The organism is Spiribacter pallidus (assembly GCF_040838495.1).
Lineage (GTDB): Bacteria > Pseudomonadota > Gammaproteobacteria > Nitrococcales > Nitrococcaceae > Spiribacter > Spiribacter pallidus.
This window is the reverse complement of the sequence record NZ_JBAKFM010000003.1, coordinates 21,427-35,609: the sequence shown is the minus strand read 5'-3', so window position 1 is coordinate 35,609 and position 14,183 is coordinate 21,427. Positions and strand designations below refer to the sequence as shown.

Annotated in this window: 11 protein-coding genes and 1 pseudogene; 11 read left to right on the top strand and 1 reads right to left on the bottom strand. The window is 63.9% G+C overall.

What is annotated here, in order from left to right; translation table 11 throughout:
• Positions 1–20: 20 nt before the first annotated feature.
• The 9 genes and pseudogenes from V6X73_RS06625 (at position 21) to V6X73_RS06585 (ending at position 9,993) form a co-directional block, all read left to right on the top strand.
• Positions 21–389, top strand: a complete 369-nt coding sequence (locus tag V6X73_RS06625; protein WP_367959299.1) for a hypothetical protein — start codon at positions 21–23, stop codon at positions 387–389.
• The gene (locus tag V6X73_RS06620; RefSeq protein WP_367959300.1) at positions 376–1,074 is read left to right on the top strand and encodes a glycosyltransferase family protein; all 699 of its coding nucleotides are present in this window, start codon (positions 376–378) and stop codon (positions 1,072–1,074) included. The genes V6X73_RS06625 and V6X73_RS06620 overlap by 14 nt, the downstream gene beginning before the upstream one ends.
• Before the next feature lie 73 nt (positions 1,075–1,147).
• Positions 1,148–2,092 carry a DUF2235 domain-containing protein gene (locus V6X73_RS06615; RefSeq protein WP_367959301.1) on the top strand — a complete coding sequence of 315 codons (945 nt, stop codon included), beginning with the start codon at positions 1,148–1,150 and terminating at the stop codon, positions 2,090–2,092.
• A 64-nt stretch (positions 2,093–2,156) separates the two neighbouring features.
• A complete protein-coding gene (gene rfbB, locus V6X73_RS06610; protein ID WP_367959302.1) occupies positions 2,157–3,218 on the top strand; it encodes a dTDP-glucose 4,6-dehydratase in 1,062 nt (353 codons plus the stop codon).
• The gene (gene rfbD, locus V6X73_RS06605; RefSeq protein WP_367959304.1) at positions 3,215–4,093 is read left to right on the top strand and encodes a dTDP-4-dehydrorhamnose reductase; all 879 of its coding nucleotides are present in this window, start codon (positions 3,215–3,217) and stop codon (positions 4,091–4,093) included. The genes rfbB and rfbD overlap by 4 nt, the downstream gene beginning before the upstream one ends.
• Complete coding sequence (gene rfbA / locus V6X73_RS06600; RefSeq protein ID WP_367959306.1) at positions 4,090–4,986, top strand: glucose-1-phosphate thymidylyltransferase RfbA; 897 nt, start codon at positions 4,090–4,092, stop codon at positions 4,984–4,986. The genes rfbD and rfbA overlap by 4 nt, the downstream gene beginning before the upstream one ends.
• Complete coding sequence (gene rfbC / locus V6X73_RS06595) at positions 4,983–5,525, top strand: dTDP-4-dehydrorhamnose 3,5-epimerase (protein ID WP_367959308.1); 543 nt, start codon at positions 4,983–4,985, stop codon at positions 5,523–5,525. The genes rfbA and rfbC overlap by 4 nt, the downstream gene beginning before the upstream one ends.
• Before the next feature lie 47 nt (positions 5,526–5,572).
• Positions 5,573–7,534, top strand: coding sequence for a polysaccharide biosynthesis protein (locus V6X73_RS06590; protein WP_367959310.1), 1,962 nt, complete (start codon positions 5,573–5,575; stop codon positions 7,532–7,534).
• Between the two features lie 6 nt (positions 7,535–7,540).
• Positions 7,541–9,993: pseudogene (locus V6X73_RS06585) on the top strand (hypothetical protein).
• On the opposite strand, the gene V6X73_RS06580 reads toward V6X73_RS06585, so the two are convergent.
• Positions 9,941–11,263 (bottom strand): tyrosine-type recombinase/integrase, encoded by a 1,323-nt coding sequence (locus V6X73_RS06580; protein WP_367959312.1) that lies wholly within the window; start codon positions 11,261–11,263, stop codon positions 9,941–9,943. The pseudogene V6X73_RS06585 and the gene V6X73_RS06580 sit on opposite strands and share 53 nt — an antisense overlap.
• A 399-nt stretch (positions 11,264–11,662) precedes the next feature.
• On the opposite strand from V6X73_RS06580, the gene V6X73_RS06575 reads away from it, so the two are divergent.
• Positions 11,663–12,028 carry a MarR family EPS-associated transcriptional regulator gene (locus tag V6X73_RS06575; RefSeq protein ID WP_367959313.1) on the top strand — a complete coding sequence of 122 codons (366 nt, stop codon included), beginning with the start codon at positions 11,663–11,665 and terminating at the stop codon, positions 12,026–12,028.
• 275 nt (positions 12,029–12,303) lie between these two features.
• Positions 12,304–14,130, top strand: coding sequence for an ABC transporter ATP-binding protein (locus tag V6X73_RS06570; protein ID WP_367959315.1), 1,827 nt, complete (start codon positions 12,304–12,306; stop codon positions 14,128–14,130).
• Positions 14,131–14,183: the final 53 nt, after the last annotated feature.

The window sequence follows — 14,183 nt, the reverse complement described above, 5'->3', positions numbered from 1 at the left end:
GCGCAAGTATCGGAGGCTCAATGCCTAGAAAAAAGGATTTCGCCAGTTCCTCGTCCGGTTCACCGGGAGTGCATGCGCGTACGTTGAGTGAATCTGAAGCGGAAGAGCTCAGCGAGGTCCTGACAAGTCTTGAGTTGGAGAATGAGTCGTTTCAATTCCGCATTCTAGAACTGATGCGGTTTATGGAGGAAATGGCTTCAGAGATCGTAAGGCTCGAGGACATTATTTTGTCCGAGGAAGCATCGGATCACCGAGTTGAAGAACTTCGGTGCCAGCTGAGTATTGTTCAAGATGAGCTGCGTCGACTTCATGCTACACGATTGATGCGATTTACTTATCCCTTTCGGAAGTTTTATGCGGATTTGAGGAGACGTCATGCGTCAAAATGATATCCCTGTATTTATTCCGGTTCGTGACAGGCTTGAGCCATTAAAGCAGTTATTGAGTTGGCTCACGCAATCGGGACATTCAGATATTTGGCTAGTCGATAATGCTTCCACCTACCCGCCATTAGTAGAGTTTCTTCAAAAATGCTCCTTCAGTGTGGTCTTTACAGGGAAAAACCTCGGCCACCGGGCGCCATGGCTATCTGGCGTAATTCAGCGACATGCGTCTGATCGGCCCTATGTCTTGACCGATCCGGATGTTGTGCCTAGTGAAGAGTGTCCTTCTGACGCTGCGCTATATCTATTGAAGTTGCTCCAAAAATATCCAGACGTGTCTAAAGCTGGACTTGGTTTAAGGATTGATGATCTTCCGAGGCGCTACCCATTAAGAGAAGAAGTCATGAAATGGGAGTCACAGTTTTGGAGGACAGAGAGAGAAGCGGGGGTTTTTGAGGCCGATATAGACACGACTTTCGCCGTTTACAGGCCTTATGATGGGCTGCAGTCGCATCACCCGTGTCTTAGGACGGATTTTCCTTATGTTGCGCGTCATTTGCCGTGGTACCAGGATCCTAACGATTTAAGTGAAGAGGATCATTATTATCGGTCTCATGCTAGCTCCGCGATTTCCAATTGGGATAGGGGGAGGGTTGCTGCGTGGAAGGAAAGGCTTATGCAGAGTGATTGAAGCGGTTGGTGATATTGCGAGTATTGCGAGGATCATCACAAAACTAGGCTGAAACGAGTGCTGCAATGGCGGTATGTCCCCGCCGCTCACTCCCCGCAATATCGTCATCCTCTGCGACGGCACCGGTCAGGATCGTTCCGATCCGGCGTCTAACGTCGTGCATCTGGCAAGGCGGCTGCCAGAAAACGCCGCGGATCAGTCGGTCTGCTACATCCCGGGTCTGGGGAACGGCCCGGAAGGGCTGCTGGGGCGCTGGTTCGGCTATGGATTGGTCGCGGATATGGCCGCCGGGTATCGGTTTCTGGTGCGTCACTACCGCCCGGGTGATCGGGTGTTTCTTTTGGGTTACAGCCGCGGTGCCTATGCCATGCGGGCGCTCAGTGGGCTGCTGGACCGGGTGGGGCTGATACGGGAGCCGGATCCACGGCGCCAGCACCAGGCGCTGCGGCTCTATACCCGGCGAGCGCCGGCCAGCGAACGGGCGGCATTCGCTGAACGTTACGCCCGGGCCTGTCCCGTGCATTTCATCGGCGCCTGGGACACGGTGGCCTCGCTGGGTTATCTCTACGGCCGTGCAGTGATTATGGACACAACGCTCGCGGCGTCGGTGCGGCATGCCCGGCATGCCCTTGCCATCAACGAGCGCCGGCCCAAGTTCGAGCCGCTGCTGTGGTCCCCGGACCGTCTGGGCACGAACCAAACGCTGCGGCAGCGCTGGTTTACCGGCGCCCACGGCGATGTCGGGGGTGGCTATGCCCGACGCGGGCTTGCCGAGATTGCGCTGGGCTGGATGCTGACCGAGGCCCAGGCCGTGGGGCTCCGCGTGCGTGAGGATTACTCCGTTGCCCAGCCACCGGATCCCTTCGCCCCCATGCATCGGCCCTGGCAACGGTGGCCGGGGCGTTTGCTGGTCTGGCTCTTTGGTGGTGAGCGGCCGCGTCGGATACCGGAAGACGCCGTTCTGCACCCGTCAGTGCATGCAAGGCGGCGGCAGGCGAACGCGGGGCGACTGGACTAGCGCTGCCTCCGGCGCGCCTTTGCGCTATAATCCGCGGCATTTCCAGGCACGCAGGCAGGCTGACATGATTCTCGTCACCGGCGGCGCTGGTTTCATCGGCGCCAATTTCGTCCTCGACTGGCTGGCGCAGCACGATGAGCCGGTCATCAACCTCGACAAGCTCACCTACGCCGGCAATCTCGAGAACCTGGCAACGCTCGAGGGTGACCCGCGCCATGTCTTTGTCAAAGCCGATATCGGCGATCAGGCCCTGGTGGAGCGGCTGCTGGCCGAGCACCGGCCGCGGGCGGTGGTCAACTTTGCCGCCGAAAGCCATGTCGACCGCTCTATCCACGGGCCGAGCGAATTTGTCACCACCAACGTGGTGGGCACCTTCGCGCTTCTCGAGGCCGCCCGGGGCTATCATGCCGGGCTGACTGGCGCCGAGCTTGACGGTTTCCGCTTTCTGCATATCTCCACCGACGAAGTCTACGGCTCGCTCGCCGCCGACGACCCGGCCTTCACCGAGGCCCATGCCTATCAGCCCAACTCGCCCTACTCCGCGAGCAAGGCCGGTGCCGATCATCTGGTGCGCGCCTATCACCACACCTATGGCCTGCCCACGCTGACCACCAACTGCTCCAACAACTACGGTCCCTACCAGTTTCCGGAAAAGCTCATTCCACTGGTCATCCACAACGCCCTCGCCGGCCGGCCGCTGCCCATCTATGGCGATGGCAGCAATGTCCGTGACTGGCTCTATGTGGGCGATCACTGCAGCGGCATCCGTCGGGTGCTCGAGGCGGGCCGCCCGGGGGCGGTCTATAACATTGGCGGTGAGAACGAGTGGACCAACATCGCCATCGTCCGCCATATCTGCGCCCGGCTGGATGCCCACCGGCCCGATCCGGCCGGGCCTTATGATCGGCTGATCGACTTTGTCACCGACCGCCCCGGCCATGACCGGCGCTATGCCATTGATGCCACGCGGCTGCGCGAAGAGCTCGGCTGGCGGCCGGCGGAGGACTTTGCCAGCGGCATTGAGCGGACCATCGCCTGGTATCTGGAACACCCGGACTGGGTGAATCGCGTGGTCAGCGGCGCCTACCGCGAGTGGGTGGCCCAGCAATACGGTGACGCGCGGTGAGGATTGCGTTGACCGGCTCCGGGGGGCAGGTGGGCTTCGAGCTGCGCCGGGCGCTGCTGCCGGTGGGTGAGGTGATTCCCCTGGATCGCGGTGGCTGCGATCTGGCCAACCTGGATGGCCTGCGCGCGGCACTCACTGCCGCCCGCCCCGATGTGATCGTCAACGCGGCGGCCTACACCGCGGTTGACCGGGCCGAGTCCGAGCCGGCGCTGGCCGAGGCGATCAACGCCGAGGCCCCCGGCGTGATCGGCGCCGTGGGCCGGGAGCTAGGGGCGCGGGTGGTGCATTATTCCACCGACTATGTCTTTGAAGGCACTCTGGATCGGCCCTATACCGAGACGGACGCCCCCCACCCCCAAAGCGTCTATGGCCGCACCAAGCTCGCCGGGGAGGCCGCGCTCGCGGCAACCGGCGCCCGGCACTGGATCTTTCGCACCGCCTGGGTGATCGGCGCGCGGGGGCATAACTTTGCCCGTACCATGCTGCGGCTTGCCGCTGAGCGCGACAGTTTGCGGGTGGTGGCCGATCAGATCGGCACACCCACTACAGCCGCGCTCATCGCCGATGTCACCGCCCAGGCCCTGACCCGGGATGGCGAGCGACCCGCCGAGGATGGCATCTACCATCTCACGGCCACCGGTCACACCAGCTGGCATGGCCTGGCCTGTCACGTCATTGAAGCCGCCCGGGCCGCCGGGCATCCGATCAAGGCCGGGCCGGAGTCGGTGGCCGCCATCTCCACCGAGGACTTCCCCACCCCGGCGCCGCGGCCGGCGGACTCAAGGCTTGCCACCGACCGGTTGCGTCAGGTCTTTGGCGTCCACCTGCCGGACTGGCAGACCGCCCTCGAACACACCCTGGAGCAGATCCTATGACCGCCACCGCGCGCAAGGGCATCATCCTCGCCGGCGGCTCGGGCACCCGGCTCTATCCGGTCACCCGGGCGCTCAGCAAGCAGCTGCTGCCGGTCTACGACAAGCCCATGATCTACTACCCGCTGGCAACCCTCATGCTCGCCGGGCTGCGGGAGGTGCTCATCATTTCCACTCCCCAGGACACGCCGCGCTTCGAGGAGCTGCTGGGGGACGGCAGCCAGTGGGGGATGTCCCTTGAGTATGCCGTCCAGCCAAGCCCGGACGGCCTGGCCCAGGCCCTGACCATCGCCGAGCCTTTCCTCAACGGCGCGCCCTCGGCGCTGGTACTGGGGGATAACATCTTCTACGGCCATGACATGGCCGAGCTGCTGGATGCGGCTGACCATCGCCGCCAGGGGGCCTCGATATTCGCCTATCGGGTGCATGACCCGGAGCGCTATGGCGTGGCGGAGTTCGATGCCGATGGCCGGGTGCTGAGCCTGGAGGAAAAACCGGCCCAGCCGAAAAGCGCCTACGCCGTAACCGGGCTTTATTTCTACGATCAGCGAGCGGTGGACTATGCCCGCGATCTCAAGCCCTCCGCCCGAGGTGAGCTCGAGATCACCGACCTCAACCGCCTGTACCTGGATGAAGGGGACCTGCACGTGGCGCTCATGGGCCGGGGGCATGCCTGGCTGGATACGGGCACCCACGACAGCCTCATCGAAGCCGGGCAGTTCATTGCCACGCTGGAGCGCCGCCAGGGCCTGAAGGTGGCCTGCCCCGAGGAGATCGCCTACCGCCATGGCTGGATCGACGCCGCCGCGCTGGAGCGCCTGGCCCAGCCGCTTGCCAAAAACGGTTACGGCCAGTACCTGCTGCAAATCCTGAACGAATCCGGAGCCCGCCCATGAAGGCCACCCCGTCAGCCATCCCCGATGTCCAGCTCATCGAACCCCGGGTCTTCGGTGACCACCGCGGGTTTTTCTTCGAGAGTTTCAATGCCCGGGCGTTCGCCGAGGCCACCGGCTGCGAGGAGGCTTTCGTCCAGGATAACCATTCGCGCTCCGGCCGGGGCGTTCTGCGGGGGCTGCACTATCAGATCGAACAGGCCCAGGGAAAGCTGGTGCGCGCCGTGGTGGGAGAGATTTTTGACGTGGCGGTGGATATCCGCCGCAACTCCCCCACCTTCGGGCGATGGGTGGGGGCAAGCCTGAGTGCCGGGAACAAGCACCAACTCTGGGTGCCAGCGGGTTTCGCCCATGGCTTTATCGTCGTCAGCGAGACCGCCGAGGTGCTCTACAAGACCACCGATTACTACGCCCCCGAGCACGAGCGCTCGATCATCTGGAACGACCCGGCCATCGGGATCGAATGGCCGGCGGGCATCGAGCCGGTGCTCTCGGCGAAGGATGAGGCGGGCGTGCCGCTGGCCGAGGCGGACTGTTTCTAATGGGATGAGTGGTACACTCGACCTGACGATCGGGCAGGGCGTTCAGTATGACGGTCAAGCGTAGGACGGAGCGGATCCGTGAGTGGCTGCTGGGGCTGCCCCGCGGCGTCAAGCGCGTCATTACCATGGGCACTGACCTGCTCATGCTGCCGCTTGCCGTGTGGCTGGCGTTTTTCCTTCGCTTGGGCGAGCCCTTTCATCCGTTTTTCCTCGTCCACTGGTGGGTGGTGCTGGTGGTCCCGCCGCTGGGTATCGCCTGCTTTGCCCTGAGCGGTCTCTACAGCATGGTGGCCCGCTACATCGGCCCGCGGGCGATCTTTGATGTCTTTAAGGCCGCGGTGCTCAGCACCCTGGCCTTCGTGGCGCTGGTGGAGCTGATGCGGCTTGCACCGTTTCCCCGCAGCGCCTATCCCATCTTCCTTGGGCTTGTGTTCATGATCCATGGCGGCATCCGTCTTCTGGCGAGCAACTGGTTCAAATCGTTCCTGAGCAAACCCCGGGGCCGGGAGCCAGTGGCCATCTACGGGGCCGGCCGGGCGGGTGTGCAGCTTCGCAGCACCCTGCTGGACAACAGTGAGTTCCACGCCCGGCTTTTCATTGATGACGATCCCAAACTCCACGGCCACGTCATCGCCGGACTCAAGGTCTATGCGCCCGAGGATCTGCCGCGGCTGATCGAGCGCTGTGAGCTGCGCCATGTCCTGCTCGCCATCCCCTCGGTCTCCCGCGGCCGGCGCCAGGAGATCGTCCAGTCCCTCGAGGACTACGCGGTGCACGTCAAGACCCTCCCGGACATGGCGGATCTGGTCTCGGGCCGCGCGCGGGTGGAGCAGATCCAGGAGATCGACGTGGACGATCTGCTCGGCCGCGGGCATGTGGATTCGGACAACGCCCTGGTGCGCGAGGCGCTGGACGGCCGGTCGGCGATGATCACCGGGGCCGGCGGGTCCATCGGCTCGGAGCTGGCCCGTCAGGCCATGACCCGCGAACTCACTCGGCTGGTGCTCTTCGATCACTCGGAATACCTGCTCTATCGCATCGAACGCGAGCTGCGGCAGACCGCGGCCATGGCCGGACAGGCGGTGGAGATCGTCCCGCTGCTGGGCTCGGCCACCGATCAGCGTCGGCTGCAGTCGGCGTTCCGCGCCTATGCGGTGGAGGTGGTCTACCACGCCGCGGCCTACAAGCATGTGCCGCTCGTGGAGACCAATCCGCTGGAGGGGATCCGCAACAATGCCCTTGCCACCCGTGGCGTGGCCGAAGCCGCCCAGGCCGCTGGGGTGAAGGACATGGTGCTGGTCTCAACGGATAAGGCGGTCCATCCGCACAACGTCATGGGGGCGACCAAACGGCTGGCGGAGCTGGTGCTGCAGAGCCTGGCCGCGGAGCGCCCGGGCGGGACCCGCTACACCATCGTGCGTTTTGGCAATGTGCTCAATTCCTCCGGCTCGGTGGTGCCGCTCTTTCGCGAGCAGATCCGTCATGGCGGGCCGGTGACCGTCACCCACCGGGAGGTGACCCGGTATTTCATGAGCATTCGCGAGGCGGCCTCTCTGGTGATCCAGGCTGGAGCGCTGTCAAACGGCGGCGAGGTGTATGTGCTGGATATGGGCAAGCCGGTGAAGATCCTCGAGCTGGCCCGGCGGATGGTGCGGCTCTCGGGCTTTACCGTGCGCGATGAGGCCAACCCCGAGGGTGACATCGCCATCGACTTCATCGGCCTGCGTCCCGGCGAGAAGCTCCATGAGGCGCTTTTCTACGGCGCGGATGTCCGCGACACCGCGCATCCGATGATCATGCAGACCGCCGAGCCTTCCGTGCCGTGGAAGGACCTCTCGGTCATGCTCGATGAGCTCCACCGTGCGGTGGAGGGCTTTGACTATGCCCGTGCCACGCAGGTGCTCTGCCGCTCCATCCGTGGCTCGGGGATGGATCGGGAGGCCTACGACCGGCTCGCCGGGCGGCTGGAGGCCTCGCTTAACGAGGCCGATCGCCCGCAGCTGCATTAGGTCTTTATGGGGCCGCTTCTCGTCCAGGCCATCGGTCCCCCGCTAGCGGCGCTTTGTTTCGCGCTCATCCTCATCCAGCTCTTGCGACAGGCGGCTCCCGGCCTTGGTCTGGTGGATCAGCCGGGGGGGCGCAAGACCCATCGGCACCCCACACCGGTGGTCGGCGGCCTGGGGATGGGCTTCGCCCTGCTGCTGGCTCTGCCGTTTTTGTTGCATGGCCTGGATGGTGCGGTGGGTGCCGGCTGGCTCGGTTCGGCCAGGCCCTGGCTGCCGTTGGGGATTGCGGCGCTGCTACTGGTGTTGGCGGGGCTGGTGGACGACGCCCATGGGCTTTCCAGCGGTCCAAAGTTCGCCATTCAGGCCCTCGCCGCGGTGCTTGCCATAGCCTGGGGCGGTATCGAGCTCGCCTCCCTGGGGCAGTGGCCGAGCGGTGAAGCCATGGGCTTGGGCCCGTTGATCCTGCCGCTGACCCTGTTGGCGCTGGTGGGGTTTGTCAACGCGTTCAACATGATCGACGGGGTTGTGGGCTTGCCGGCAGCACCGCGGTGGTCATGCTGGGATTGTTGGCCGCCGTGGCGGGCTTCGCCGGGGACTGGGATGATGCCTTGATTGCCTTGACGGTGGTCGGGGTGTTGGCGGGGTTTTTGTGCTTTAACCTGCGCACACCCCTGCGCCGACGGGCTGCTGTCTTCATGGGGGATGCCGGTAGTCTGCCTCTGGGCCTCGTCATCGTCTGGCTGGCCATTGATATTTCGCAGCACCCGGAGGCGCTCGTCTCGCCCATGGGGATCGCCTGGGTGCTGGCACTACCGGTCACCGACACGTTAAGCCTGATGTTCCGAAGGCTGCTTCGCGGCCAGAGCCCGTTTCATGCCGATCGCAACCATCTGCATCACATCTTTGGCCGGGCTGGGCTAGGTCCAGGCGCCTCGGCCATGCTCTACAGCGCGCTCACCCTGGCGCTGGGGTTCGCCGGTGTTGGCGCATCGCTCACCGGCGTCCCGGATGTGTTGCTGGGAGCGGGTCTGATACTGCTGGCGTTGGCCCATTACTTTTTCGTCCGCTATGCCTGGCGCACCGCCCGGGCGATTCGCCGGCTGCGCAGTTGGTTCACCCAGTCCGATCAGCATCGCTGGCCGCTGGTGGATCGCGCGGCATTGCTGGGGCTCTACGGTATGGCATTGGCGGTGCCGCTGGGCGCTCGGACAGTGGGACTCTTTGCGGGCGGATTGCTGGCAATGGCCTCACTGGCGCAGTGGCGAGCCCTGCTGATGGCGGTGCGTGGGCTCGGGCTGGCCCGTGTGTCGCTGGCGCTGGCGGTGTGGCTGGGGCTTGCCATCGTCCTCCGCCCGGCGGCCAGCGCCGAGGCGTTACCGGTTTTATGGCTGAGTGGATTGCTAGCCGTGCCGGCCGGCTGGTGGTTTATGCGGCTGCGCCATCACGCGTTGCCTGTATTCGGTCTGGCGGTGGCGGCGCTTCTGGCGGTGTGGGTACCTTCGGTGGACTGGCAGATGATTGAGGCGGGCTATTTCCGTACGCCAGGCTATTGGGGGGATACCCAGACCGGCGGTTTGCTGCTTGTGCTCATGCTCTTGGTGCTGGTGGGTGGTGGTGCTTCAGGGCTTGTCAACTACCGCCGCCGCTGGCGGGCGCGGGCCAGCGTTTTGGTGGCCGCGGTGGGGGCGACCCTACTTTTGGTGCTTTTGCTCGGGCTACAGCTTAGAAGTGCCGTCACCGCCGGGTTTGTCGGGCTGCTGGCAATGGTCATCGCGGTTTTGTTGCACCGCGCCCCCAAACGACTGGTGGCAAGCGTGACCGGCGGGGCTCTGGCGGTGGTGGTGGCCGGCGTCCTGCTTGCCAATGCCCTCAAGCCCCCGGGCGTTTCCATTAATGCCAATTATCTGGGGCCCTTACAGGCGGTGCTGGTCTATCTGGGCGGTGCGCCGGAGCTCGGCGCTGCGCGGGCACCAAGTATCTCCGTCCGGCTGGATGACTGGCGGGTGGTGGGTCGGGCGCTCGTCGAGCGCCCGCTTGCCGGTTTTGGGGATCCGGCTCATGGAGCGAGCGCCGGTGTGATCCCGCCGACGCGCTCGGCCTTTGCCGCGCTTGTGATGACCGGCGGGCTGACCGCCCTGACCGGTTTCTTCGCCCTGCTGGTTGCCTGGGTCCGTGCCGTGGCCTCAGCGGGCCAGCCTGGCGACTGGCCCATGGGTCAGGTCATCGTCGCCCACGGGGTGCTGTGGTCGGTGCTAGGGCTGATGTTGCTCTCGCCGGTGGTGGGCAGCATTTTCAACGGGGTCATCATTACGGCAGTGCTGGCGCTTGGGGTGATGGCCCGACTGGATGTCGCCCGAGTGGACGAGGCCGCAGGCTCACTGCCAAGGCAGACGGAACAGGTGGTGCATTTCAGCGAGCGCCTGTCATCAATGCCTCGAAGGCCTCGCCGTCCCGGCCCATGATGTTGGGCACAAACGGCGCATAGACATTGAATAGCATCCCCGAGTCCGCGTGGCCCAGCAGGCGGGAGACGAAAAGCGGGTTCTCACCGGCAGCCAGATGCAGAACGGCAGCGGTGTGTCGGGTCTCGTAGACGCGGCGTCGCTCCAGGCCGAGGCGTTTGAGCGTCGGTTGCCAGAATTGCTTTGCAACCCATGTCGGGTCCAGTGGCTGGCCCTGGAAATCAGTAAACACCAGACCATCCAGCGGATGCTCGGGCCGGCTGGCATCGGGCACCACGAGCCTTGGATTGTCGGCGAAATCCCCCGGGTCCGCCGGGTCGCGATCGTTGCGGGCACGGTCACGGACCCCGGCGGTGTTGGGGTCGAACCCTTCGGGCTGCTCGGGGACGCCGCCTTTGAGAAGCGCCAGCATCGCCGGGCCATGATGTTCGGCCACGTAATCGGCCAGGGCCTGGCCGAGCCGCGACGACAGCTGGATGTTGCGGCGTGAGCGTCGGGTCTTGAGCATCTGCAGCATGCCGTCGGTCAGCGCCACCCGTATGCGCAGGCGATTGCGGGGCAGATCCAGATCGCGCAGCCGCAGGCCGTTGACTTCGCCGGTTCGAAGCCCGGTGTAGAAGCGCAGTTCGAAATAAAGCCTCATCCGCGGATCGACGGCCTGCAAAAAGGCATGGACCTGGTCGACGGTCAGCGGCTTTGGATCCTTGCGATCGTCCGGAAGTGGGGGCAGATATTTAGCCGGGTTGTCGACGCCCAGCTCGCGCTCGGCCAGGTTCATGATCGCTGAGATATGGGCCATCAGATTGGTGATACGGCTGTTGCTGAACTGGCGCTGACCGTTGGGACGCGTGGCCTGCAGCAGTTGTTGCCGGAATAGCCGCAGCGCCCGCTCGTCGATTTGGTCCACCGGGTAGTCGCCTAGAAACGGCACGATATGGCCACGCAGGTTGCGCGCGACCCGTTTGCGATAGGCCGGCTTCCAGTCGGCTTTACACATCTCATACCAGCTCCAGGCGTAGCGGCCAAAACGCTGCCCCGGGTCGTTGCTGCGGTTCTCGCGCAGCAGGCGCTCAGCCGCCTCGATTTTCTCGCTGTGGGGGAACCATTTCGCGTAGCTGAAAACGCCGGTCTCGAGCTCGGCATTGATGCGCTTGATGTCACGGCGCATGCGTTGGCGGTTTGCCGGGGTGTCGGGCAGACCCGTGCCCTCGCGGAAACGTTGCCCGTTGATGAACAGGTCATACTGAAGGATGCCGTTTGGCCGGATCACGAAAGTCGCCATGCATTCAGAATGCGGTGAGTGGCGGCTGCCGTGCTGTGATCGAGTTCGCGGGTGATAGCCCAGCGCTTGTGAGCGGACAGAGGGGCTGGATTCCATCCCGGCGGAGCGTCATCTGGATCGATTGCAACCCGCAGGCCGGTCATGAAATGCGGGATTGTCATCCGTTTCTGGTTTGACTTCCGAAGGCGTTCAACGCCAGGACTCTGACCCCCATCAATTGACCCCACCCCGGGCATTAGTTCACACTTTGAACGCTGACCAACGCCGCTGATTCGCAAAACACCGCGAGATCGGCATCGGCGGTAGCGTGCCTGAAGCCTTGCCGGCGGCCTCAAAAAGCCGCCCAAGGCCGTCGCGCTAAAAAGCCCGCACCGCCTCAATAAAACTATGCCCACTCCAACCAACACCCCCGCCCTCGACGAGGCCCTGGCCCTGCGTGCGCTGGAAGCGCTTGAGCAGGACCCCCGCCTGAGCCAGCGCGCGTTATCGCGCGAGCTGGGGGTGAGCCTGGGCAAAACGAACTACTGCCTGCGCGCACTGATCGACAAGGGCCTGATCAAGCTGCAAAACTTTCAGCAGAACCCGCAAAAACTGAAATACGCCTATCTCCTCACGCCTGAGGGCATCGAAGAGAAAACCCGCATGACCCTCGCCTTCCTGCGCCGCAAAGAGGCCGAGTACCAGGCCCTGCAGGCCGAGATCGCCGAGCTGCGCGAGCGGGTGGGCAAAAATGCCGAGGGGCAAAGCCAGTGAGGCTCACGGAGAGAAAATGTTCCGCGCAATTGACGGAAACGCCCGGGGGAGCGACTTCAAGGCGGTATGACGGCGTTTTGGGGTGATTCAAGGGCGGGGGTTGCCGTCTCAACCCCGGCAGCCTCCGAGAATAAGCGGGGGTTGCCCCGGGGATTCGCGTATAGCGGGTTGAACGGTAACTTCCGGTCCGAAGCGGAAGTTTCACCGCCGCAAGCCCTACCAAGAAAGACACACCGCCACAGGCATCCACCGCCGATAAGGCCCGCACGACCGCTATGATCAGAAAACTCTTAAGCCTCTTTACCCGGCGTGAAAAAAAACGCGGTGCCATCGTGCTCATGATGGCCGTGGGTATGGCCGTACTCGAGACCGCCGGCGTAGTGTCCGTGATGCCCTTCCTCTCGGTGCTCGGTAACCCCGGGATCGTCGAGACCAACCCGGTGCTCGCCACCGCCTATGAGTGGGGTGGATTTGCGAGTGTGGATGCGTTTTTGATGGCGTTGGGCATTGGGGCGTTCGCGCTGATCGTGACCTCGGCGGTCTTTCGGGCGGTGACGCTCTACGCCATCCAGCGCTGGGCGTGGATGCGCATGCACAGCCTCTCGGAGCGCCTGCTCGAGACCTACCTGCGCCAGCCCTATGCGTATTTCCTCGATCGGCACAGCGGGGATATGTCGAAAAGCATATTGACTGAGACCCAACAGCTCCAGAGCCAAGCCATACTGCCGAGCCTCAACGTTGTTGCCCACGGGACCGTGCTCATCGCCATCGTGACGCTGCTTGTCATTGTCGATCCCATCCTGGCGCTTGGTGTCGCAGCCGTGATCGTTGGGGCCTATGCCCTGATCTACATCCGTGTCCGCGGCTTCCTCCAGCGCATTGGCAAAGATCGCGTCCGCGCCAACCAGGAGCGCTTCACCGCCGCTGGTGAGGCAATGGGTGGCATCAAGGATGTGAAGCTGCTCGGCCGGGAGCATGCCTACTTATCGCGATTCCGCGGGCCGTCGGCGCGGTTCGCCAAACACCAAGCCGCGAGCCAGGTGCTCGGTCAGGTGCCGAAGCACCTGATCGAGGCCATCGGGTTCGGCGGCATCATTGTTTTGACGCTGGTGTTAATGGCATCCAATGGTGGAGTGAGCGGCGGCGGCCTCGGCGGCGTGCTGCCGATGCTCGGGCTCTATGCCTTCGCCGGTTATCGCATGCTGCCCGCCGCGCAACAGGTCTATCAGGGCATCGCGCAGTTGCGGTTTGGCTCAGCGGCGGTGGACACGGTCTATGACGATCTGCACCGCCGGGCCTCGCTCGCCGAAATCCGTAAGACCGCGCCGACGTCGATGCAGCTTAAACGCGAGATCGCGCTGGATCAGGTGGCCTATCACTACCCAAGAGCGACCCAGCCGGCGCTGGCGGATATCAACCTCACCATCCCGGTCGGCAGCTCCGTGGGACTGGTCGGCAGCACCGGCGCCGGCAAGACCACGCTGGTGGATGTGATCCTTGGGCTACTGCGCCCGACCGAAGGCGCGATCACCGTCGATGGCGAGCCGGTCACCGATGACAACCTCCGCGCCTGGCAGGCGGCACTTGGCTATGTGCCGCAGGACATCTTCCTCACCGACGCGACCGTGACTGAGAACATCGCGTTTGGGATCGATCCCGAGCGGATCGACGCCGAGCAGGTGGAGCGCTGCGCGCGCATGGCCCAGGTCCATGACTTTGTGATCAACGAGATGCCGCAGGGGTATGGCACAATCGTCGGCGAGCGGGGCGTTCGCCTGTCGGGCGGGCAGCGCCAGCGCATTGGCATCGCCCGGGCGCTCTACCACGATCCAGATATCCTTGTGTTAGATGAAGCGACCAGTGCGCTCGATACCGTCACTGAGCGGGCGGTGATGGAGGCGATCGATGCGCTCCATCATCAGAAGACCACCATCCTGATCGCGCATCGGCTCTCAACGGTCCAAGGCTGCGATCAGGTGGTGCTTCTCGAACAGGGCCGCGTCGCGGTCAATGGAACTTTTGAGATGTTGAAGACCGAGAGCCAGCGCTTCTGGCGGATGGCGGATGGCGGTTGGCAGCACCATACGGTGATCCGCCCGTGAGATTGTTCACCTGACCTGGAAGTGGCCGCTTTTTAAGGTGCTGCATTGATATG

Excerpts from the sequence above, each read along its gene's own strand:
- V6X73_RS06575 (WP_367959313.1), top strand. The coding sequence starts at position 11,663 with ATGCCCACTCCAACCAACACCCCCGCCCTCGACGAGGCCCTGGCCCTG.
- V6X73_RS06625 (WP_367959299.1), top strand. The coding sequence starts at position 21 with ATGCCTAGAAAAAAGGATTTCGCCAGTTCCTCGTCCGGTTCACCGGGA.
- V6X73_RS06590 (WP_367959310.1), top strand. The coding sequence starts at position 5,573 with ATGACGGTCAAGCGTAGGACGGAGCGGATCCGTGAGTGGCTGCTGGGG.
- rfbA (WP_367959306.1), top strand. The coding sequence starts at position 4,090 with ATGACCGCCACCGCGCGCAAGGGCATCATCCTCGCCGGCGGCTCGGGC.
- V6X73_RS06615 (WP_367959301.1), top strand. The coding sequence starts at position 1,148 with ATGTCCCCGCCGCTCACTCCCCGCAATATCGTCATCCTCTGCGACGGC.
- V6X73_RS06570 (WP_367959315.1), top strand. The coding sequence starts at position 12,304 with ATGATCAGAAAACTCTTAAGCCTCTTTACCCGGCGTGAAAAAAAACGC.
- rfbC (WP_367959308.1), top strand. The coding sequence starts at position 4,983 with ATGAAGGCCACCCCGTCAGCCATCCCCGATGTCCAGCTCATCGAACCC.
- V6X73_RS06620 (WP_367959300.1), top strand. The coding sequence starts at position 376 with ATGCGTCAAAATGATATCCCTGTATTTATTCCGGTTCGTGACAGGCTT.
- rfbB (WP_367959302.1), top strand. The coding sequence starts at position 2,157 with ATGATTCTCGTCACCGGCGGCGCTGGTTTCATCGGCGCCAATTTCGTC.